We start from the raw sequence: 21,235 nt of genomic DNA on the forward strand, positions 1-21,235 counted from the left end.
TATCCACAGGCTGGGGATCTGATCTGCGCGTTGTCACCCGGGCGGGGCAGTATGGGGGCCATGACTGAGAGCAACGGGTCCGTGTCGTCGGACCAGCGGCGGGGACAGGACGGCCGGCAGGGCGGGAGCACCGAGCGTATGCCCGACTGGGAGAAGCGGTTCCGGGCGCCCCGGGTGTCGCTGCCCGACTGGGCCGAGGACGCACCGGACCGCTCCCTGTTCGTGTCCAACGCGACGGGGACGTACGAGCTGTACGCCTGGGACCGGTCGACCGGCGAGCAGCGCCAGGTCACGAACCGGCCCAACGGCACGACGGACGGCGTGCTCCCGCCGGACGGCGACTGGATCTGGTGGTTCGACGACAAGGACGGCGACGAGTTCGGCGTCTGGCGCCGCCAGCCCTTCGCGGGCGGCGAGGACGAGCTCGCCGTCCCGGGCCTCGCCCCCTCCTACCCGGCGGGCCTCGCCCTCGGCCGGGACGGACGCACGGCGGTGATCGGCCGCTCGACCGACGAGGACGGTACGACGATCCACCTCTCGTACGCGGGCGGGCCCCCGGCGGAGATCTACCGGCACCGCGAGTCCGCGGGCGTCGGCGACCTCTCCCACGACGGCACGCTGATCGCGATCGAGCACACCGAGCACGGCGACGCCATGCACTCGGCGCTGCGCGTCCTGCGCCCCGACGGCTCGACGGTCGCCGAGCTGGACGACACCAAGGGCGGCGAGGAGGAGCTGGGCCTGGAGGTGCTCGGCTTCGCGCCGGTCGACGGTGACACCCGCCTGCTCATCGGCCACCAGCGCCGGGGCCGCTGGGAGCCCCTGGTGTGGGACGTGGCGACGGGCGAGCAGACCGACCTCGCCCTGGAACTGCCCGGTGACGTCAGCGCCGAGTGGTACCCGGACGGCAGCGGCCTGCTGATCGTGCACGGCTTCGAGGCCCGCAGCGAGCTCTTCCGCTACGACCTCGCCGAGCGCGAGCTGGTGGAGATCGAGACCCCGGCCGGCACCGTCTCCGGGGCGACGGCCCGCCCGGACGGCAGCGTGGAGTACCTGTGGTCCTCGGCCGCCGAGCCGTCGACGGTGCGCTCGACGACCGGCCGGGTCGTCCTGGACCCGCCCGGCATGAAGTCGCCCGGCTCGGTACCGGTGGAGGACGTCTGGGTGGAAGGGCCGGGCGGCCGCATCCACGCCCTGGTCCAGAAGCCGGCCGGCACGACCGGCCCGCTCCCGACGGTCTTCGACATCCACGGCGGCCCCACCTGGCACGACAGCGACGCCTTCGCCGCCGGCCCCGCCGCCTGGGTCGACCACGGGTACGCGGTGGTACGCGTCAACTACCGCGGCTCCACCGGGTACGGCAGGGCGTGGACCGACGCCCTCAAGCACCGGGTGGGTCTCATCGAGCTGGAGGACATCGCGGCGGTGCGCGAGTGGGCGGTCACCTCCGGCCTCGCGGACCCCGCCCGCCTGATCCTCACCGGCGGTTCCTGGGGCGGCTACCTCACCCTCCTCGGCCTCGGCACCCAGCCCGAGGCGTGGACGCTGGGCATCGCCGCCGTCCCCGTCGCCGACTACGTCACCGCGTACCACGACGAGATGGAAGGCCTGAAGGCCCTCGACCGCACCCTCCTCGGCGGCACCCCCGAAGAGGTCCCCGACCGCTTCGAGGCGTCCTCCCCGCTGACCTACGTCGACCAGGTGAAGGCCCCGGTCTACATCTCCGCGGGGGTCAACGACCCGCGCTGCCCGATCCGCCAGGTCGAGAACTACGTCAAGCGCCTGGAGTCGAGGAACGCGGTCCACGAGGTGTACCGGTACGACGCGGGGCACGGGTCACTGGTGGTGGACGAGCGGATCAAGCAGGTCCGGCTGGAACTGGACTTCGCGGAGAGGCACTTGCCGCGCGGCTAGCCGCTCGCCGCCCGCGTCGGTGCGGGGGCGGCTTCATGACCGACCGCGTCGGGCGGTGGAAGGGGCATGGGCCGGGGTCGCTGGGCCGGGGCCGGTGTCGTGTGGTGGGACCGGTGTCGGGGGGCCGGTGTCGTGTGGTGGGATCGCGGGACCGGAGTCCCCTGGCGGGGGCGCAGGGGGGCGGGGCTCCTACCGTGAGTCCCTACCGCTCCGTCCCTGCCTCGCCCGCCGCCCCAGCAGCTCGGCCAGCCCCCGCCGCGTGGCCGCCAGCACCACCCGGTCCTCGCTCCGCAGGACATACGTGTCGGGCAGCTCCCACACCAGCCCCGCGTCCGCCGCCCCGCGCCCGCCGGACACCTCCAGCGCCAGCACCCGCCACGCCCCCGCCCGGAACGCCTCCCCGACCGTCTTCCCCTCCAGCTGCGGATGCCCGGCCACCTCCACCGCCGCGAACAGCAGCACCCGCCGCTCGACGGGGATCGCCCCGAGGATCTGGCGGCCCATCATCGCCCCGGCGAACGCGGGCGCGGACAGGTGGGTCACACTGCGGCTGCGGGTGAGCGCGTCCGGGTGCGCGGCGCGCAGGGTGCGGTACACGGCGGTCGCGAAGTCGTCGTCGTACAGGCGCAGTACCACCCGCAGTCCGGACCGTACGGAGCGGGCGTACAGCACGGCTTCCAGGTTGGTCGTGTCCACGCTGGTCAGGGCGAGCAGGGAGTGCGCGCGGTGGATCTTCGCGGCCTCCAGGACACCCTCCTGGGTGACGTCCCCGAGCACCACCGGTACCCGCAGTCGCCGCGCGGTCGCCATGCCCCGCGCCTCGGGGTCGGCCTCGACACACACCACGGGGATGTCCATCTCCCGCAGCCGGGTCAGCACGCGCGTGCCGATCTTGCCGAGACCGAGCAGGACGACGTGCCCGCCGAGACCGCGCGGCGGCTTGCGCACCGTCGAGGCGCTGCGGAAGGTCCCGAGGGCTTCGAGCACGGCGGCCAGCAGCACCGGCAGCAGGAGGAGCCCGACGAAACCGGACAGCAGTTGGAGCACCTGACGCCCGGAGTCCTTGTTGTGGGCGGGCTCGTTGATGGAGAACAGATCGAGCAGGGTCACATACGTGGCGTGCAGCGGATGGTCCCCGGTGACCACCATCAACGCCACCGCGAGGGCGACCACGCAGGCCCCCAGGCCCGCCAGCGACCACCGCAGCCGCCGCGAGAACAGCTCGCCGAACGGTGGCACACCGGCGCGCGCGGCGGGCAGTGGGGGACCGGAGTACGAGACCTGCTCCAGGGCGACGGTGCCGCGCCCGGTGGCCGCCTCCACCGCCGCCGCGTCGGGCAGCAGCTGGGGCCCCTGCGCACCGCTGCCCTCCGAACCGTCCGCGCCGGCCGGGTCGTTGCTCGTCGCGGAGAGCAGCGCGAGGGTGCACAGCCCGGGATCGGCCACCTCGCCGGGGCGGGGCGGCTGCCGTTCCACCGCGCGCAGCAGCAGCCCGTCCGTCTCGACGACCTTGCTGGTGCCGACGAGCGCGGTCGCGGCCAGCGCGGGTGCGGCCGTGTCGGCGTCGGACAGCACGGTCGTGGAGGTCCCGGCGCCGTCGAGTCCCCTGTGCTGTGCGTCGCCCGTCGCCAACGCCGCGCTCTGGTCGAGGAGTTCCTCGATGTGCCGGCCGAGCCGCCGGTTGTACAGGCGCAGGACCAGGCGGAGCCGGGGGTTGAGGCGGCGGGCGGCCAGGGCGGCGCGGATGTTGGTCTCGTCGTCGTCGTACACGAGGGCCAGCGCGGCAGCCCGGTCCACGCCGGCCTCCGCGAGCACGTCGTCGGTCGGCTCGGCGGCCTCCAGTTGACGGCCGGCGCCGTCCGGCTCGCCGTTGCCCGAGTCCCCGCTGCCGGAGCCACCGTTACCGCCGTTGCCCGACCGGTTGACGGCCGCGCTGACCATGTCCCGCAGCGCCGCCGAGGCCGCGCGTGCCCGCCCGACCACCGGCTGCCGCACCCGGCTCCCGGAGGGCGGGACGACGAGGGTGACCTGTTCGCGGTACACGCCGCGCAGCTCGGCGGCCAGCCGGTGGGCCAGCCCGTCGTCGCCGCACACCACCATGTGCGCGTACGCGTCACCCTGCGGAACCTGGTTCGGAACGCTCCCCGTTTGAGTCCCCATTTGAAAGAGGACAGTACCGGCGCCGGGTGCGGTTCCAGGAGCGGCCGAGGAGACGGGGGAGAGGCGGAGGGCGGCATTAAAGACGCGTAAAGATTGCCGGAACACGGCAATGACGCGTTCCTCCGGCGCGTGTGACGATTCGTTTCACCGGAGCTCAGCGACGGGCGAGAGGGGGACGGCACGCATGGCCTGGTTTCTCGGGCTGGGTATCACGGGGGTCGTGCTGCTCGCCCTGTCGCTGGTCTTCGACGGAGTGCTGGAAGGCGCGTTCGACACGGCGCTGGACGGCCTCCTGGAGGGGTGGCTGTCGCTGCCGGTCGTCGCCGGGTTCGTGGCGATGACCGGCTTCGGTGGGGCCATCGCCCTCGGCACCGGCTGGACCGGTCCCGCGGGGGCCGCCGGGGCCGGCGCGGTCGCCGGAGCCGGGGCCGGCTGGCTGACGTACCGCTTCAGCCGAGCGCTGATGCGCGACCGGACGGCTGTCACGCCCCGTGCGGACGACCTGCTCGGTACGTCCGGCAAGGTGGTGACCGCCATCCCCGCGGACGGCTTCGGCGAGGTGCTGCTCCGGCTCGCCGGCCAGCCGCTGAAGTGCGCGGCGCGCAGTGCGCAGCCGGTGGCGCGGGGCGCCGAGGTGTGGGTCGAGGCGGTGCCGACCGGCACGTCGGTCGTGGTGCGCCCGGTGGACCGCTGAGCGGGCTCCTGCTTTCTTTGCTTCTTTTCCGTGCTCTGTGATCTGTGATTCGGGGGCGTTGCCATGAGTCCTGTCGTCATCGCGGTGCTGGGAGTCGTCGTACTCCTGGTGCTGCTCGCACTGGTGGTGGTCAGCCGCTACAAGGTGGCCGGTCCGAGTGAGGCGTTCATCGTCACGGGGCGGCGCGGGAAGAAGTCCACCGATCCGGAGACGGGCCGTGTGTTCACCGACAACAGCGGCCAGAAGGTCGTGGTCGGCGGCGGTGTGTTCGTCGTGCCGTTCGTGCAGCAGCGGTTCACGCTCGACCTCTCCTCGCGCCACATCCCGGTCGCCGTGCGCGGCGCGGTGACGCTGCGCGGGGTGAAGGCCAACCTCGAAGGCGTCGCGATCGTCAAGGTCGGCGGCACGGAGGACGCGATCCGCGCGGCGGCGCAGCGGTTCCTGATGCAGCAGGACGGCATCGTCGGCTTCACCCAGGAGGTGCTGTCCGGCGCGCTGCGCGCGATCGTCGGCCGGATGTCCGTGGAGGACGTCATCCGGGACCGGGCCGCGTTCGCCGGGCAGGTCGCCGAGGAGGCGGAGGCGAGTCTGTCCGGGCAGGGCCTGGTGCTGGACGCCTTCCAGATCCAGGACATCACCACCGAGGGCTCCTACCTGGAGGACCTCGGCCGTCCCGAGGCGGCGCGGGCCCGGCAGGAGGCCGACATCGCCGAGGCCGTGGCCCGGCGGGCCGCCGAGCAGGCGCGGCTGAAGGCCGAGGAGGAGATCGCGGTCGCGCAGCGGACCCTCTACCTGAAGCAGGCCGAGATCAAGGCCGAGACCGACCAGGCGTCGGCCCGCGCCAACGCGGCGGGACCTCTCGCCGAGGCGGCCCGGCAGCAGGACATCCTCGCCGAGCAGGAGAAGGTCGCCGAGCGGCAGGCCGCGTTGAAGGACCGCCAGCTGGACACCGAGGTGCGCAAGCCCGCCGACGCCCAGCGGTACGCGGCCGAGCAGGAGTCGGAGGCCCGCCGGGTGGCGCGGGTGAAGCAGGCGGAGGCCGAGCGGGCGGCCGAGATCGCCGCCGCCCAGGCCGAGGCCGAGCGGGCCCGGCTCACCGGTGAGGGCGAGAAGCAGCGGCGTGGTGCGCTGGCCGAGGCGGAGGCCGTCGAGGGCCTCAAGCAGGGTGAGGCCGAGCGTGCCCGGCGTGCCGCGATCGCCGAGGCCGTACGGCTGGAGGGCGATGCGGAGGCCGCGGCGATCGGCGCCAGGGGCACGGCCGAGGCCGAGGCGATGCGGCAGAAGGCCGACGCCTTCGGGCAGTACGGCGACGCGGCCGTGCTGCAGATGCTGGTCGAGGTGCTGCCGCAGGTGGTGGCCAAGGCGTCCGAGCCGCTCGCGGCCGTGGACAGGATGACGGTCATCTCGACGGACGGCGCGAGCCGGCTGTCGCGCACGGTCGCCGACAACGTGGCCCAGGGCATGGAGCTGCTGGGATCCACCACGGGCATCGACCTGCCGGCCCTGCTGAAGAACATCACCGGGCAGGACGGGCAGGACGCGAAGACGGGGGACGCGAAGACGGGGGGCGCGAAGACGGGGGGCGCGAAGACGGGGGACCGGCCGGAGCAGCAGGACGAGCCGGACCCGCGGCGCAACGGCAAGGTGGAGATCACCGGCTGACGACCGCCCACCGGTCGGGGCCGGCCCGCTCAGATCTCCTGGGCGGGCCAGCCCAGCAGCCGGGCCCCGATGACCGCGGTCTGCAGGGTGTAACGGTGCACCGGGTCGGCGGGGTTGGCCCCGGTCAGCTGGTGGATGCGGTCCAGCCGATAGGTCAGGGCCCGCACGCTGAGCGTCAGCCGTCGGGCCGCCTCGGCCGCGGTGCAACCGGCGTCGAAGTACACCTCCAGGGTCCGCAGCAGCGGCTCGGCGCCGCCGCGCGCCCCGCGCAGCGGGCCCAGCACGCTCGTCACGAGGTCGGCCATGGCCTGCCGGTCACGGGTCAGCACCGGGTAGACGAGCAGGTCGGCGGCGCGCAGTACGGGATCGCCGAGCTCCAGCCGCTCGGCGAGTTCCAGGGTGCTCAGCGCCTCCTCGTAGCTGTGCACCACGCCGCCCGCGCCGGTCCGGGGGCGCCCGATGGCGACCCGGCTGCCGTCCGTGGCGGCATACGCCTGCTTGGCGAAGAAGGCGAGGACGTCGTCCTGGTCACCGGGCGCGATGCACACCAGCTGCCCGTTCTTGGTGGTGATCAGGATGCGCCGCTCGCCGAAGCGGGAGATGAGCGCCGTCTCCACGAGCCGGGTGACGTGGGCGGTGTCGTCGTACGCCTCGGGCCCCTCGGCCACCGCGACCGCGTGGGCGCGGGAGAGGACGAGCCCGAAGCGCTCGGCCCGTTCGGCGAGCCGGCCCAGGTCGCTGCGCCCGTAGAGCAGGTCGTCGATGAACTCCCGCCGCGCGGCCTCCTCCTGCCGTACGGCGAGACGCTGGGCACGTTCGTATCCCTCGGCGAAGGCGTCGACGGCCTGGGCGACGGCGGCGAGGACGCTGTCCGTGACGTCGGCACCGGAGGCCGCCGTACCGCCGGGCCAGGACGTGCGCGTGGCGTCCAGGTGCAGGCGTACGAGACTGCGCAGACTGTGCCCCGCCTCCGCGGCCTGCTCACCGGAGAGCCGCCGGTCCTCCAGCTCGCCGCGGTTGAGCCGGCGCCCCGTGCCGGCGACCTCCGCGAGGATCTCGGCGTACCCGGTCAGATACGTCTCCCGCTGATCAGCCCGCTGGTCCGTCACCCCGCGCCTCCCCCCGCCGTTCACGCCCCGTGCGCGGTGTCCGGCAACGTGAGAGTAGTCAAGGCTGCCGGAAACCGGCAACGTGTCAAGGGCATGTTCAGCGGCGTCCTCAGTGGTGGGCCGTACGGTCATCCGGCCGTCGTGGGCGCCACCCAATCGCCCGGCCGTCGTGGGCCCCACCCGCTCGCCCGGCCGTCGTGGGCGCCACCCGCTCGCCCGGCCGTCGGCGCCGGGCTTCCCGCGCGCCGGTGCCCGGCCCTCACGGCCGCTGGTACGGCTGCTGCTGCGACTGCCCGTACGCCTGGCCGCCCTGGCCTGCCTGACCGCTCACGGCCTGCGTCTGGAGCTGCTCCGCCTGCTCCTTCGTCACGTGCTGCTCGGCGCCGCAGAAGGTGCACTGCGTCAGGTACTTCGTGGAGAACGGGAACAGCGGCACGAAGAACAGCGTGAACTTCGTGACGCGCTTGCGGAGGGTGTGCGCGGAGGGGTTGCCGCACTGGCCGCACACCAGCGTCAGTATCGCGAGCTGGTAGAGGTATCCCTTGGTGCCGAAGATGATCACGAGACGGTCCTTCCCGGGTCGGTCCCCCGCGGGCACGCAGGGCACGCAGATCTTCTCCCAGATTGCGCCCTGACGGGGCCGGGAGGCCACCCGCCGCCGAAGTCACTCCCCGGCGTCCGAGGCCCCGGCCTCCCAGCGCAGCAGGTCTCCCGGCTGGCACTCGAGTACGTCGCAGAGCGCGGCGAGCGTCGTGAAGCGCACCGCCTTGGCGCGGCCGTTCTTCAGTACCGCCAGGTTGGCGGGGGTGATGCCGACCCGCTCGGCGAGCTCGCCCACGGACATCTTGCGCTTCGCCAGCATCACGTCGATGTCGACGACGATCGGCATCAGATCACCTCTGCCAGCTCGGCCCGCATCCGTGCCGCCTCGATGTCGCGCGCGACGGCCTGCGCGAGCAGCATCCGCAGGACGAGCACGACCAGCGCGACGCCCAGGATCGCCACGACGACCCCGCCCAGCAGGAGGACGATGCCGGGCGCCACGGCCTCGCCCGGTGCCAGCACGACCCCGAGCGCGAACACCAGGAGCGCGGCCGCGACGAAGGCACCGATGACGACATGCACGTACCGGAAGGCGCCGAGGGAGAACACGGTGCCCCGTCGCACCATCGTCACCAGCCGCCAGACGCAGACCAGCACGACCTGGGCCGCCGCGGCGCCCAGCACGACGATCAGGAACACCGGCGTGCGTACGGCCGCGAGGGCGGCGTCGGGATCACCCGGTCCAGCTGCCAGCAGCCAGACCAGCACCGCCTGGATGAACACCGAGCCGGCGAGCAGCACCCCGACCACGCCGCGCAGTGCCAGCACTGTCAGCTGTCCCATCGGCCCTCCTTCAATCGAATCACGATGGAAACCTATCGAAAAACGATAGACTCGGCAAAGTGGGGGCGGGCGGGACCACAGGTCGCATCCGGTCGCTTCTGGGTTCCGTGCCGGACAGGGCCCACCGACTGGAGAAGGCGACGCCGGGCGCCCGGCCCCACGAACTGCCGGTCATCACCACCCTCCACACCCGGGAGGCCGCGGAACGCCGCCTGCGCGCCATCGGCCGACGCGGCAGACCCGCCCGCCGGCTCGGCGAACACGGCGAACACGGCGACCCAGAGCCGGATACGGACTCGGAACCGGAATCGGAACCAGACACACCGCCGTCCCGGTCCACGGCACGAGCGCCCCGCTGACACCACCGGGAGTACGCACACGTCGGGGCCGCGCCACCCACCGCGAGCGCGGCTCCCACGACGCGACGAGCCCGCCTCCACCGCCGGTTGCGTATCCTCGCCTGTGAGGTGAAAGGGGACACCTCAAGAGGGGGGACATGCGGGAGGAAGGGAACAGCCCGCGGGTCACGCGGGTCATCGTCTGTCTGGTCTCCGTCGGCTTCTTCGTCGCGTCGGTGGCGGCAACGGCCGCCAATCGCGACGGACTCCGCCACCTGGTGGTGGCGTCGGCCATTCTGGCGGCGACCCTGGGGCTGCACCTGCGCCACTCCGCCCGCGCGGCCGTGCGCCGTCGCAGACCGTGGTGGCCGTGGTCGCTCGTCGCGCACGGAGCTTTGACCTACGTGCCGTACTGCTTCTTCCAGGACACCTGGGTCGGCATCCCGGGGTCGCTCGCCGCCGCGGTGCTGCTGACGACTCCGGTGCCGCACGCGTGGATCACCTTCGCCGTACTGGCCGGCCTCCAGATGCCCCTCGCCCTGGCCATCGGCGAGACGACGGGCCAAGGCCTCAACTCGGCGGTGTCCCACGCGGTGGGCGGCCTGGCCCTGTTCGGCGTGGTGCGACTCGCGGACCTGGCCGAGGAACTGCAGGCCGCCCGCGCCGAACTGGCCCGGCGCGCAGTCGACCGTGAACGGCTGCGCTTCGCCCGCGACCTGCACGACCTGTGCGGCTACTCGCTGACGGCGGTGGCGCTCCAGTGCGAGGGCATCCAGTGGCTCGTACGCAGTGATCCCCAGCGTGCCGAGGAGGAGCTGGTCCGGACGCAGGCGCTGGCACGCCACGCCCTGACGGAGGTACGGGCCGTATCCGCCGGGTACCGCATGCTGTCCCTGGAACGGGAGGCGCGGACCACCGCCGCGCTGCTGCAGTCCCTCGGTGTGACCGTCGATGTCGAACTGGCCGAGGCCGCCCTGCCCGGGTCCGTCGACGAGACCCTGGCCATCGTGGTCAGGGAGGGAGTCACCAACGCGCTGCGGCACAGCAAGGCCCGGCAGTGCGCCATCCGCCTCACCGTGGACAACGGCCGGCCCGACGGTGCGTGGGCACACCTGGAAGTGACCAACGACGGGGTCGCTCCGGGCGAGGCGGGACAGCAGCACGTCGGCACCCCTGACCCACAGGGCGTGGGCGGCAGCGGTCTGCGCAACCTCCGCGAGCGGGTCGCCGAACTGGGCGGCCGGCTCAGTGCCGGAGCGGACGGCACGGGTGGGTTCCGGATCGCGGTGGCCCTGCCGCGCACGGCACACGAGACGCCCGGGGGAACGCCCACGGTGCCTGCCACGCCTGCCACCGCGGGGGACAGGAGCCCAGGCCGTCAGTGACCGGCGCCGGAGGCCAGCCCCCGTCGGCGCCGCCCACGACCGGCTGCCGCACCGGTCCCGGTGTGAGGCGCCTCGAGGCCGCAGACATGGAGGCTCGCTGGAACGGAGGCAGGGAGGAACGGCTCAGGAGACGGCCCCGGCCAGCCCTCCCGCCGCTCGGACGGCACGCCGCATGGCTGTTGCGCCGACCAGGGTGACCGTCAGGACGGTCACGACGGGTGTGCCGGCGGCCAGCGCGGCCAACGGCCTTCCGGCCAGGGCGGGGACGACCGAGCCGGTGAGCGCCGTACTGAGCGGCACCAGCACCGCCGCGCAGACCAGCGTGGCCAGCGACAGTGCGACCACGCAGGTGAGCACGGCCTCCCAGGCCAGCATCCGCAGCACCTGCGAGGGCTGCGCGCCGGCCAGTCGCAGCAGGGCGAACTCCCGCCGGCGGCTCGCCGTCGCCATGCCCAGGGTGTTGACGACGGCGATGGCGGTGAACGCGTTGATCATGACCAGCAGCAGCAGGACGAACAGGCCGGCCGCCTCCGTGGAGCCCGAAGCGCTCCCTGTGTTCCGCGTGCCCTCGCCGCCGACCCGCGCGCCAGGGAACTCCGCGGCGAGGGCCTCCAGCCCTCGTCCGACCCTGTCGCGGTCGGCTCCGGCGGCGGCCCGTACGAGGACGGTGTCCTGCAAGGGGTCGGCCGCGTGCCGGGCCGCCGGGGTGAACGGCAGCAGTGCGTCGGCGAACCCCTCGTCGCGGGAGTAGACGGCCGCGACGCGGAACGTGTCCCGGGTGCCGTCGTCCCAGTCGACGCGGACCCGGTCGCCCACCGCCACGCCCAGGTTCCGGGCGGCGCCGTCGCCGAGTGCCACGGAGGCCGCGCCGAGCCGGGCGACGGAGCCCGCGCGGACCCCCAGGTCGAGCAGTTGCGGCACCGCGTCGGCCCGCATCGCGACCAGGCCCGCGCCGATGACCGCGGCGGTGTCGTCGGCGCCGGCGCGGCTCAGCTCGCCGTCCAGGGACAGCTGCCCGGAGGCCGCCGCCACCCCGGGCAGACGGGCGGCCCGCTCCGCGTAACCGGGTGCGATGCCCGGCCCGGCAGAAGTCACGACATGGTCGGCGAGGACGCGCTGCCGGTCCGCCCGCTGCGCACCCTCCGCCGTGATCAGGGGCACGCAGAGCAGGGTGCCGGTGAGGGAGACGGCCAGCACGAGCGGCGTCACGACGGACGCCAGCCGCGCGTTCTGCCGCCGGAGGTTGCGGGCCGCGAGCGCGCCCTCCCCGGGCAGGAGCGACTGCGCGGGAGCCAGCAGAACGGCACCGGCGGCGCGGCAGATCAGCGGTGCCAGCAGCGCCACGCCCAGGATCAGCACCAGCACCATGCTCTCGGCCGTCCCGCCACCCCCGTCCAGGCGGCCCGAGGCCACCGCGCCCAGACAGACGCCCGCCCCGGCGAGCACGCACACGCCGAGCAGCACGCGCCGCCGTCCGGTCCTCGGCGCGGGCGCGGCCGACTCGCGCAGCACCTCCACCGGCCGTACCCGGGAAGCGCGCCGGGCGGCGGCGAACGACGCGAACTGGGCGACGGCCGCGGCCAGGACGACGGTCAGCCACGGAGCGAGAGGCCCCACGGACAGGGCGAACGACGGGGGCAGCACCTCCCCGTCCACCAGCACCCGGTGCAGGAGCAGCGCCACGCCGATGCCACCCGGTACGCCGACGAGTGCCGCCGCCGCGGTCACCAGAAGGGCTTCGACGGCGATCATCCGGCGGACCTGCCCCCTGGTGGCCGCGACGGCCCGCAGCAGGCCGATCTCCGTCAGCCGCCCGGCGACCGCGAGGGACAGGGTGCCGGAGACGACGAAGCCCGCGACGAAGAGCGAGAGCACCCCGAACGTGCCGACGAGCGAGGAGAGCACCGACGCCGGGGACGGCACGTCCCAGAACTCCGCGTCCGCCCGCCCGGCACCGGAGGCCACCACGACCGACGCGCCGGCCTCCCCGTACAGCGCCGTGACCCGCTGCTCCACCTGCCGCCGCAGGGCCGCCGGGTCCGTCCCCGCCTTCGCCAGCACGCCGATGGCACGCACCGGCTGGGCGGAACCCGCGAGCCGCTCCGCCTGCCGGGGCGTGTGGAACACCGCGTACTGGCGGTCCAGCGGGCGGGGCGGGTCGGCGACGCCGGACACGTGGTACGTGCGGGGCCCGTCCGGGCCGGTCAGCCGTACGGTGCCGCCCGCGCCGACGCCCAGGCGTCCGGCGAGGGCGCCGTCCAGCACGACCTCCGCGTCGTCGGAGGGGGCACGGCCCCGTCGCAGGGCAAAGGAGCCGAGGGCGGCGCTCTCCCACGAGTGCCCGAGGGACGGTCCGTCCCAGGGCGCGTCCACCGGCTCACCGGCCGCGTCCACCGCCGCCGTGGGAAACGACAGCTCCGGGACGGACCGCTCGACGGACGGCAGGGCGCCCAGCACCGTCAGGAGTTCCCGCGCCCTGGGCACGAAGGGCTGCCCGCCGACGACCACGTCCGTTCCCGCGTACCGCTCGGTGGGGGAGGCGGCGCGGGTGCTCGACTCCAGGAGCACGGCACACGCCGTCGTCATGACCAGTGCCAGGACAAGCGCGACGAAACTCGCCGCCCAGCCTGCCCTGCGGCCCGAAAGGGTCCGCCATGCGAGTCGAATCACGGGTGCCTCTCGAAGCGGACGGAATTCCCCTGAATGGGCTCCGAAAGGGTATCGAAGGCCCCGGCCGCGGATGGCATAACTCCTGCGTGACAAGGAGTTTGGCCGATTCACGTACCTCGAACCATGCGTTTTTCACGGTTCAACTTGGGCGTTGTGTACTGGTGCGGTTGTTCGGGGTGTGAAATGTTTCCAGTCGTTCGAGGAAACCGAATGCGGGAGTACGAGGATCCGGGGGGACTCAGGGATGCGGTACGACGCGTATTGCATGGCCGACCGAACGTTCTTCGACTCGCCGTGGCAGGTGCGCGAAGGGCAGTACTCCTTCGCCGCCGCCGATCGGGAGCTGCCCGAGGGGTGGCGGAAGGTCGTCCAGGACGACTGGCTGGTCTGCACCCCGGAAGGCACGCGCCGGCCGTCCCAGGGCTGGAAGATCCACGCCTCCGGGTGCCAGGACAACGCCGAGAAGATCCTCGACGCGGTCTGGGACTTCTGCGTTCCCCGCGAAATACCGTTCAAGTTCCTGCGCGGCCGACACATCCTGCAGCTGCGGAACATGAAATACGCGCCCCGGGGTGGCAGCGGGAAATTCGTCACCGTCTATCCGGCGGACGAGGCGGAGTTGCGTGAGGTGCTCGACGGTGTCGACGCCGTCGTCGGCGGGGAGCCCGGCGCCTACATTCTCAGCGACCTGCGCTGGAACCAGGGACCGTTGTACGTGCGCTACGGCGGTTTCGTCGAACGCCACGTCGTCTCGGAGAAGGGCGTCCTGGAGCCCGCCGTCGAGCGGCCGGACGGCACGCTCGTGCCCGACCGGCGCCGGCCCGGCTTCCACGTCCCCGACTGGGTGACGCTGCCGGAGTTCCTCGAGCCGCACGCAGAGGCCCGGCACGCCCACTCCCTGGCCGGACTTCCCTACGCCGTCCGCCGCCCGGTGCACTTCTCCAACGGCGGCGGTGTCTACGTCGCCGAGGACACCCGCACCGGCCGGGAGGTGATCCTCAAGGAGGCCCGCCCGTACGCGGGGCTGACGGCCGACGGGAGGGACGCCGTGACCCGGCTCCAGGGGGAACGGGACATCCTCGAACGGCTCGCCGGCCTCGACGCGGTCCCTGCGGTCCTCGACTACTTCACCGTGGGCGACCACCACTTCCTCGCCCAGGAGCTCGTCGAGGGCAAGCCGCTGAGCAAGTACTTCGGACAGACGTACCCGGAGACCGGCCCGCGGGCCGACCCGGCCGCGATCGCCGGCTACACGCGGTGGGCGATGGGCGTGTGCGAGGCGGTGGAGCGGGCGGTCGCCTCGTTGCACGCCCGCGGGATCGTCTTCGGTGACCTGCACCCCTACAACGTCATGGTCGGCGACGACGGCCGGATCGGACTGATCGACTTCGAGGTGGCGACGCCGGTCGAGGACGAGGCGGTACGGATGCTGGGGCATCCCGCGTACGCCGCGCCCCGCGACCGCACCGGATTCGCGGCGGACACCTACGCCCTGGCCTGCATCAAGCTCGCGGTGTTCCTGCCGCTGACCGCACTGCTGCGGCTGGACCTGGGCAAGGCGGCGGAACTGGCCGACGAGATCGCCGCGCAGTTCCCGGTACCCCGGGAGTTCCTGGACCCGGCGGTGCGCGAGATCCTCGGCGAGAACCCGGCCGCGGGCGACGGCCGGGCCGGGGGCGGGCGCCCGACGGACGGGGCCGGCGGCGCCGCCGGTGAGCCCCGGGGGCGGGACGGCCGGCCGCCCCGCCCCCGGCCCGACCGGACGGCCTGGCCCGCCGTACGCGGCTCACTGGCCAACGCGATCCTGGCCGCCGCCACCCCGGACCGCGACGACCGGCTGTTCCCCGGTGACATCGCGCAGTTCACCACCGGCGCGCTCAACCTGGCCCACGGCGCGGCGGGCGTCCTGTACGCCCTGGACGTCACCGGCGCGGGCCGCCACCCCGAGCACGAACAGTGGCTGCTGGAACGGGCGCTGCGCAAGGAGCAGCGGGCGCGGATCGGCTTCTACGACGGACTCCACGGGGTGGCGTACACCCTGGAGCACCTGGGGCACCGCGCCGAGGCCAGGCGGGTCCTGGCCCGCTGCCTGGACGAGCGGTGGCAGCGCCTCGGTACGGACCTGTACAGCGGCCTGGCCGGAGTCGGCCTCAACCTGCTCCACTTCGCCGGGACGACGGGGGACGGCACCTTGCGTGACGCGGCCCTCGACGTGGCCCGCACCGTCGCGGAACGGCTCGGCTCCGAGACGGACGTACCCGAGGTGAGCGGCGGCCCCCATCCGAAAGCGGGCCTCATGCACGGTTCGTCGGGGCCGGCCCTGCTCTTCGTACGCTGTTACGAGGCCACCGGTGAGGAAACGTTCCTCGACCTCGCGGCGACGGCACTCCGCCAGGACCTGCGCCGCTGCGTGGTCCGTGACGACGGGGCCCTCCACGTCAACGAGGGCTGGCGCTCGCTGCCGTATCTCGCCGAGGGCGGCGCCGGACTGGCCATGGTCCTGGACCTCTACGGTGCCCACCGCGACGACGAACGCTTCCGTACGGCGGCCTCGGGCGCGCTGGTCTCGTCCAGCTCCCGCTTCTACGTCCAGACCGGACTCTTCAACGGCCGGGCGGGCATCCTCGCCCACCTCGCCGCCGTGTCACCGCGGCGCAGGCCGTCCGACGATCCGCTCGTCGCCGCACAGATCGACGCGCTGTCCTGGCACGCACTGGAGTACCAGGGGCATCTCGCCTTCCCGGGCGAGCAGTTGCTGAGGCTCTCGATGGACCTCGCGACCGGCTCCGCCGGCGTCCTGCTGGCGCTCGGCTCCGCCCTGCACACCGGCCCGGCCCACCTGCCGTTCCTGTGACTCCCTGACCCCTTGACCTGCCCGCCGACCACGGAGGGCGCCCGCGGCGCGGGCACGCGCATCCGCGCACGAAGGAGGTGATCTGTATGTCCCTGCTCGACCTTCAGGAGATGGAACTGCCCACCGAGTCCTCGGAGGAGACGGTGCTCGGCAGCGGCAAGAGCCAGCACTGCTCGGACGCCAGCTGGGTCTTCTGCTGATCCGGCCCACCGTACGACCGGCACACCCCGGCCGGTACGACACGGCCGGTGACCACGCATGGCACACATCGACCGGTGCACATCGGCCGGCTCACATCGACGAAAGGACACAGCATGTCTCTGCTCGACCTTCAGGAGATGGAACTGCCCACCGAGTCCTCGGAGGAGACGGTGCTCGGCAGCGGCAAGAGCCAGCACTGCTCGGACGCCAGCTGGGTCTTCTGCTGATCCAGCCGGACCGAGCCCGTGGACACCGCGGGCTGACAGCACCTGACGCGGCTGCCGAGCCGTGAACGAACCCGGTCGGCGGGTGCGGCAATCACCCGCCGGCCGGTTCGTGTTCCATCCGGGCCGACCGTGGCACCTCGTGCAAGGAGCAGTCCATTGACCACGAGTCAGCCGCTGAAGAGCGTAACCCCGGTCCCGGGGCGCACGGCAGAGCGCATTCTGCTGCGCACCGCGCGGGAAGGCGGCGTCTGGACCGTCGTACTCATTGTCACGGCCACCCTCTCGACCGCGGCGCAGATCCTCTTTCCGGCTTTCCTCGGCAAGGCCCTGGATTCCGCGCTCGACGGCGGTGCCGCGAGCGAATGGGTGATCGGCTGCCTGGTGGCCGTGGTCGCCATGGTCACCGCCGACGCGCTGTTCGAACTGGCCGCCGGAGCGGGCGCCGCCCGGGGCACGGCCCTCCTGCGAAGCTCGATGCTCACGCCCCTGCTCTCGTGGGCGGGCCCCGGCGGGCCCCGCGCGACCGCGGGCGACATGGTGAGCCGCCTGGTGGGCGCCGCGGGCGAGGCGGGCGCCGTCGCCGCCGTAATCGTCCGCGCGGCGCTGTCGGTCGTGCCCGCCGTCGGCGGCGTCGTCGCCCTCTGGCTCATCGACCCCTGGCTCGCCGGCACCTTCCTGCTGGGCTTCCCCGCCGTCGTCCTGCTCCTGCGCACGTTCACCCGGGACATCTCCGACGTGTCCACCCGGTACCAGGAGACGCAGGGCCGCCTCGCGACCGACCTGCTGGAGGCCCTCTCGGGACGCCGCACCATCGCCGCCGCGGGCACGGCCGGGGCCGAGACCCGAAGGGTGCTGCGCGCGCTGCCCGAACTGGGCCGGCTGGGGCACGGCATGTGGCAGGCGCAGACCAGGGCGGCCGGCCGGTCCGCGCTGCTCACCCCGCTCCTGGAGATCGCGGTCCTGTCCGTGGCGGGCTTCGCTCTCGCCGCCGGCCGCATCACCGCGGGCGAGATGCTGGCCGCCGCGCAGTACGTCGCCATCGGCAGCGGGATCGGCATGACGACGATGCTGCTGGGCCGGCTGGCCAGGGCACGGGCCGGCGCCGAGCGGGTCCGCGGGGCGCTGGCACAACCCGTCATGGAGTACGGCGACCAACCGCTGCCGGCCGGTCCGGGCCGCCTGGAACTCCGGGGAGTCCGGGTGGTCGCCGGCGGCGAACGCGTCCTGGACGGAGTCGATCTGACCGTTCCCGGAGGCTCGTGCGTGGCACTCGTCGGCACCTCGGGATCGGGGAAGTCGCTGCTCGCCGCCGTCGCCGGCCGGCTGGCGGACCCGGACGCCGGGACGGTCGTCCTCGACGGCGTGCCGCTGAGCCGTCTGACCCACCGCGACCTGCGTGCCGCCGTCGCCTACGCCTTCGAACGACCGGTGCTCTTCGGCGAGACGCTCGGCGACGCGATCGCGCGCGGCACCGGCCGGCCGGCCGGCCGGACACCGGCCGAGCACATCGTGCACGCGGCCCGCGCCGCCGACGCGGACGGCTTCGTCCGACGCCTGCCGGACGAATACCGGACCGCGTCGGCCGACGCGGCCCTGTCCGGAGGAGAGGTACAACGCATCGGTCTGGCCAGGGCGTTCGCGCACTCCGGACGGCTGCTCGTCCTCGACGACGCCACGTCCAGCCTGGACACGGTCACCGAGCACCGCGTCAGCCGGGTCCTCACTGGAACACTGCGCGACCGCACCCGCGTCGTCGTCGCCCATCGGGCGGCCACCGCGGCCCGCGCGGACACCGTCGCGTGGCTCGACGGAGGACGGGTGCGCCGCGTCGGCCCGCACCCTGAACTGTGGCGCGCGGAACCGGAGTACCGGCGCGTGTTCCGCGGCACCGACGCCGTCGGGGAGGTGACGCCGTGAGCGCGGAACCCGGGGGCGAGGCACTGCTCCCTCTTCTCGTGGCCCCCCTCCGGGCACGCCCCGGCCGTCTGCTCCGGCTGATCCTTTGGTCCCTGGTCGAAGCCGTTCCCGCGCTGCTCGCCGGCCACCTCGTGGCCCGCGCGATCGACCACGGCTTCGCGGCGGGGCACCCGGCGCGGGGACTGGCCTGGCTCGCCCTGATGGGGCTCGGCGTCTTCGCCGGAGCCTGGGGGACCCGGCAGGCCTACCCCCTGCTCGCCGAAGTGGTCGAGCCCTTCCGGGACGACCTCGTGCGCCAGGTGGCCGACGGCTCCCTGCGCCAGGCCGTGTCGGGGCACCCCGTCGACGCGTCGGGCATCTCCCGGCTCACCCTCCAGGTCGAGATGGTGCGCGAGGCCTACGCGGGCGTCCTCATGGTCGTACGCGGCTTCCTCCTCACCGTGGGCGGCGCCCTCCTCGGCATGGTGTTCCTCGCGCCGCTCGTCCTGCTGCTCGTCGTGCCGCCGCTCCTCGCCGGTCTCGGTCTCTTCCTGGCGTTGCTGCGCCGGATGGCAGGCGCGCAGCGGGACGTCATCGTCGCGGACGAACGCGTCGCGGAAGCGGCCGGCGCCGCATGCGCGGCCGGCCGGGACATCGTGGCCTGCGGGGCGGAGGCGGGCGTGCGGGACGAGCTCCTGGAACGCGTCGACGCCCAGGCGGCCGCCGGCCGACGGCTCGCGGCCCTGATGCCGGCCCGTGTGCTGTGCCTGGCCGTCGCGGGCTGGCTGCCCCTGCTTCTGCTGCTGGCGGCCGCTCCCGGGCTGCGCGCCGGCGGGCTGTCCACCGGTGCCGTGCTGGGAGCGGCGACGTACGTGACGGGCGGCCTGCAGCCGGCGGTCCGGTCGCTCATCCAGGGGCTGGGCGGCAGCGGCCTGCGACTCGCGGTGGCACTGCGCCGCATCCGCGAGGCGTACCCGCCACCGCCCCCGTCCCCCCGGCCCGTACCGGGCGCCGCGGCTCACGCTTCCCCCGGGTCCGTACCGGGCGCCGCCGCCCACGCCTCCCCCCGGCCGCGGACGACGGCCCGCACCGCCTACGACGTCCGGCTCACCGCCGTCACCTTCGCCTACGGGGCGCGGGCGGAGCCGGTGTTCCGGGACCTCGACCTCACGCTGGGCGAGGGCGGACACCTCGCGGTCGTCGGCCCGAGCGGCATAGGCAAGTCCACGCTGGCCGGACTGATCAGCGGCACCCTGAAGCCCGACAGTGGCCGGATCCGGCTCGGTGGCGTCCCTCCGGGCGCGCTCTGCCCGGCCGAGCTCTCCGCCCGGCGCGTCCTCGTCCCCCAGGAGGCGTACGTGTTCTCGGGCGGCCTCATGGAGAACCTGCGCTACCTGCGACCCGACGCCGGTGAGGAGGAGGTGGTGGCGGCCGTGGACGCGGTGGGAGCGGCTCCACTCGTCGGCCGGCTCGGTGGGATCGGCGCCCTGATCGACCCCGCCGCGCTGTCCTCGGGCGAGCGCCAGCAGATCGCGCTCGCCCGCGCGTACCTGTCACCGGCCCCCCTCGTCGTGCTGGACGAGGCGACCTGTCACCTCGACCCCGCCGCCGAGGCACGCGCGGAGGAGGCGTTCGCCCGGCGGCCGGGGTCGCTGGTCGTGATCGCCCACCGCATCAGTTCCGCGCGTCGCGCCCGGCACGTCCTCGTCCTGGACGGCGGCCGGGTGGTGAGCGGCGTACACCACGAGGTCCTGGAACGGTCGCCCCTCTACCGCGACCTGGTGGGGCACTGGAGCGACGACGAGCACGAACCGTCCGAGGGCTACGCGGAGCGTGAGGAGGCGTCCGCCGGAAACGGGGCGGTGGTCAGAGCCACCCCGCCTCGGTCGAGATCCTGATCGCGTCCACCCGGCTGCGGGCCTGCGTCTTGGCCACGGCGGACGCCAGATGGTTCCGCACCGTACCGACCGAGATGTAGAGCTGCGCGGCCACGTCCCGGGTCGACGCGCCCTGCGCCGTCAGCCGCAGCACAGAGACCTCACGGGGTGTCAGCGGATTGTCCGTCGCCGTCGCGGCCGCCAGGACCAGCTCCGGGTCGACCACCCGATGGCCCTGCGCCACCTGACGGATGTCCTCCGCCAGCCGTGCGGTCGGGGCGTCCTTGCGGATGAATCCGGCGACTCTGGCCGCCAGCGCACGGCGTACGTGTTCCGGCCGGGCCACGCTGGTCAGCAGGAGCGTGCGGCAGGAGGGCAGCTTGGCCTGCAGTTCCACGGCGGCCGTGATCCCGTCCGTACCGGGCAGGTCGATGTCGAGCACCGCCACGTCCGGAGGTGTGTGCAGCGCGGTGGGGACGATGAGGTCTCCGTGGTCGACCGCGGCCACGATGTCGATGTCGGGCTCCTGGGACAGCAGCGCCGCCAGCGCCTGACGGATCAAAGGAGCGTCCTCGGCCAGAAGCACCCGAATGCGGGCACCGCTCCCGGCTCCGTCGCCGTCGGCTCTTCCTTCCAGCACGCTTACGGCTCCCCCCGTTTGCTGATCGCTCAACGCTCCAGCCAATGACATGTGACACCGGTGAGGGGGGCAAGGAGCAAACCGGCCACAAGGCCGACACATATGTGACGGACCCGGTCACAGGCGCGTCCACGCGACCTCTTCGGCAGGACGACGTGGGGCGGAAGCGGCCGGTGCGGCGCCGGACGCCTGAGTGCCGCCGGCCCCGTCCGTGGGCGCCCG

The 21,235-nt window shown here is 73.7% G+C and carries 16 protein-coding genes; 9 read left to right on the forward strand and 7 right to left on the reverse strand.

Translation table 11 applies throughout. From position 1 onward, the window contains the following. Positions 1-60 precede the first annotated feature (60 nt). Positions 61-1,914 carry a S9 family peptidase gene (locus ACH4F2_RS14360; RefSeq protein ID WP_398133014.1) on the forward strand — a complete coding sequence of 618 codons (1,854 nt, stop codon included), beginning with the start codon at positions 61-63 and terminating at the stop codon, positions 1,912-1,914. Between the two features lie 189 nt (positions 1,915-2,103). Here the strand turns inward: ACH4F2_RS14360 and ACH4F2_RS14365 are convergent, their stop codons facing one another. Next, positions 2,104-4,014, reverse strand: coding sequence for an NAD-binding protein (locus ACH4F2_RS14365; RefSeq protein ID WP_398133094.1), 1,911 nt, complete (start codon positions 4,012-4,014; stop codon positions 2,104-2,106). Positions 4,015-4,258: 244 nt separating this feature from the next. On the opposite strand from ACH4F2_RS14365, the gene ACH4F2_RS14370 reads away from it, so the two are divergent. After that, positions 4,259-4,768, forward strand: a complete 510-nt coding sequence (locus ACH4F2_RS14370; protein ID WP_398133015.1) for a hypothetical protein — start codon at positions 4,259-4,261, stop codon at positions 4,766-4,768. Between the two features lie 63 nt (positions 4,769-4,831). Continuing rightward, the gene (locus ACH4F2_RS14375; protein ID WP_398133016.1) at positions 4,832-6,430 is read left to right on the forward strand and encodes a flotillin family protein; all 1,599 of its coding nucleotides are present in this window, start codon (positions 4,832-4,834) and stop codon (positions 6,428-6,430) included. A 29-nt stretch (positions 6,431-6,459) separates the two neighbouring features. Here the strand turns inward: ACH4F2_RS14375 and ACH4F2_RS14380 are convergent, their stop codons facing one another. The 4 genes from ACH4F2_RS14380 to ACH4F2_RS14395 all read right to left on the reverse strand — a co-directional run bounded on the left by ACH4F2_RS14380 (position 6,460) and on the right by ACH4F2_RS14395 (position 8,925). After that, positions 6,460-7,539: a PucR family transcriptional regulator gene (locus ACH4F2_RS14380; protein WP_398133017.1), complete on the reverse strand. Its 1,080-nt coding sequence runs from the start codon at positions 7,537-7,539 to the stop codon at positions 6,460-6,462. Positions 7,540-7,798: 259 nt separating this feature from the next. After that, positions 7,799-8,101 carry a zinc-ribbon domain-containing protein gene (locus tag ACH4F2_RS14385; RefSeq protein ID WP_398133018.1) on the reverse strand — a complete coding sequence of 101 codons (303 nt, stop codon included), beginning with the start codon at positions 8,099-8,101 and terminating at the stop codon, positions 7,799-7,801. Positions 8,102-8,203: 102 nt separating this feature from the next. Next, positions 8,204-8,428 carry a helix-turn-helix domain-containing protein gene (locus ACH4F2_RS14390; RefSeq protein ID WP_398133019.1) on the reverse strand — a complete coding sequence of 75 codons (225 nt, stop codon included), beginning with the start codon at positions 8,426-8,428 and terminating at the stop codon, positions 8,204-8,206. Beyond that, a complete protein-coding gene (locus ACH4F2_RS14395) occupies positions 8,428-8,925 on the reverse strand; it encodes a DUF2975 domain-containing protein (RefSeq protein ID WP_398133020.1) in 498 nt (165 codons plus the stop codon). The genes ACH4F2_RS14390 and ACH4F2_RS14395 overlap by 1 nt, the downstream gene beginning before the upstream one ends. 496 nt (positions 8,926-9,421) lie before the next feature. On the opposite strand from ACH4F2_RS14395, the gene ACH4F2_RS14400 reads away from it, so the two are divergent. After that, positions 9,422-10,648 carry a sensor histidine kinase gene (locus ACH4F2_RS14400; RefSeq protein WP_398133021.1) on the forward strand — a complete coding sequence of 409 codons (1,227 nt, stop codon included), beginning with the start codon at positions 9,422-9,424 and terminating at the stop codon, positions 10,646-10,648. A 123-nt stretch (positions 10,649-10,771) separates the two neighbouring features. Here ACH4F2_RS14400 and ACH4F2_RS14405 read toward each other — a convergent pair whose 3' ends face one another. Continuing rightward, positions 10,772-13,429 (reverse strand): ABC transporter permease, encoded by a 2,658-nt coding sequence (locus ACH4F2_RS14405; protein WP_398133022.1) that lies wholly within the window; start codon positions 13,427-13,429, stop codon positions 10,772-10,774. 133 nt (positions 13,430-13,562) lie between these two features. Here ACH4F2_RS14405 and lanKC point away from each other — a divergent pair, with 133 nt between their 5' ends. From lanKC to ACH4F2_RS14430, 5 genes are all read left to right on the forward strand, one after another. Beyond that, the gene (gene lanKC, locus ACH4F2_RS14410) at positions 13,563-16,172 is read left to right on the forward strand and encodes a class III lanthionine synthetase LanKC (protein ID WP_398133023.1); all 2,610 of its coding nucleotides are present in this window, start codon (positions 13,563-13,565) and stop codon (positions 16,170-16,172) included. 86 nt (positions 16,173-16,258) lie between these two features. Then, complete coding sequence (locus ACH4F2_RS14415) at positions 16,259-16,372, forward strand: SapB/AmfS family lanthipeptide (protein ID WP_398133024.1); 114 nt, start codon at positions 16,259-16,261, stop codon at positions 16,370-16,372. Between the two features lie 114 nt (positions 16,373-16,486). Further along, on the forward strand, positions 16,487-16,600 hold the full coding sequence (locus ACH4F2_RS14420) for a SapB/AmfS family lanthipeptide (RefSeq protein ID WP_398133024.1): 114 nt from the start codon (positions 16,487-16,489) through the stop codon (positions 16,598-16,600). Positions 16,601-16,756: 156 nt separating this feature from the next. Then, a complete protein-coding gene (locus ACH4F2_RS14425) occupies positions 16,757-18,517 on the forward strand; it encodes an ATP-binding cassette domain-containing protein (RefSeq protein ID WP_398133025.1) in 1,761 nt (586 codons plus the stop codon). Further along, positions 18,514-20,394, forward strand: a complete 1,881-nt coding sequence (locus ACH4F2_RS14430; RefSeq protein ID WP_398133026.1) for an ATP-binding cassette domain-containing protein — start codon at positions 18,514-18,516, stop codon at positions 20,392-20,394. Before ACH4F2_RS14425 ends, ACH4F2_RS14430 begins: the two co-directional genes overlap by 4 nt. Here the strand turns inward: ACH4F2_RS14430 and ACH4F2_RS14435 are convergent. Further along, on the reverse strand, positions 20,363-21,013 hold the full coding sequence (locus tag ACH4F2_RS14435; protein ID WP_398133027.1) for a DNA-binding response regulator: 651 nt from the start codon (positions 21,011-21,013) through the stop codon (positions 20,363-20,365). The genes ACH4F2_RS14430 and ACH4F2_RS14435 overlap by 32 nt on opposite strands. Positions 21,014-21,235 lie beyond the last annotated feature (222 nt).

Source organism: Streptomyces sp. NPDC017890 (assembly GCF_044328675.1).
Lineage (GTDB): Bacteria > Actinomycetota > Actinomycetes > Streptomycetales > Streptomycetaceae > Streptomyces.

Coding starts and splice junctions, on each gene's coding strand:
- ACH4F2_RS14360 (WP_398133014.1), top strand. CDS start 61: ATGACTGAGAGCAACGGGTCCGTGTCGTCGGACCAGCGGCGGGGACAG.
- ACH4F2_RS14365 (WP_398133094.1), bottom strand. CDS start 4,014: ATGGTGGTGTGCGGCGACGACGGGCTGGCCCACCGGCTGGCCGCCGAG.
- ACH4F2_RS14395 (WP_398133020.1), bottom strand. CDS start 8,925: ATGGGACAGCTGACAGTGCTGGCACTGCGCGGCGTGGTCGGGGTGCTG.
- ACH4F2_RS14400 (WP_398133021.1), top strand. CDS start 9,422: ATGCGGGAGGAAGGGAACAGCCCGCGGGTCACGCGGGTCATCGTCTGT.
- ACH4F2_RS14420 (WP_398133024.1), top strand. CDS start 16,487: ATGTCTCTGCTCGACCTTCAGGAGATGGAACTGCCCACCGAGTCCTCG.
- ACH4F2_RS14375 (WP_398133016.1), top strand. CDS start 4,832: ATGAGTCCTGTCGTCATCGCGGTGCTGGGAGTCGTCGTACTCCTGGTG.
- ACH4F2_RS14415 (WP_398133024.1), top strand. CDS start 16,259: ATGTCCCTGCTCGACCTTCAGGAGATGGAACTGCCCACCGAGTCCTCG.
- ACH4F2_RS14370 (WP_398133015.1), top strand. CDS start 4,259: ATGGCCTGGTTTCTCGGGCTGGGTATCACGGGGGTCGTGCTGCTCGCC.
- lanKC (WP_398133023.1), top strand. CDS start 13,563: ATGCGGTACGACGCGTATTGCATGGCCGACCGAACGTTCTTCGACTCG.
- ACH4F2_RS14390 (WP_398133019.1), bottom strand. CDS start 8,428: ATGCCGATCGTCGTCGACATCGACGTGATGCTGGCGAAGCGCAAGATG.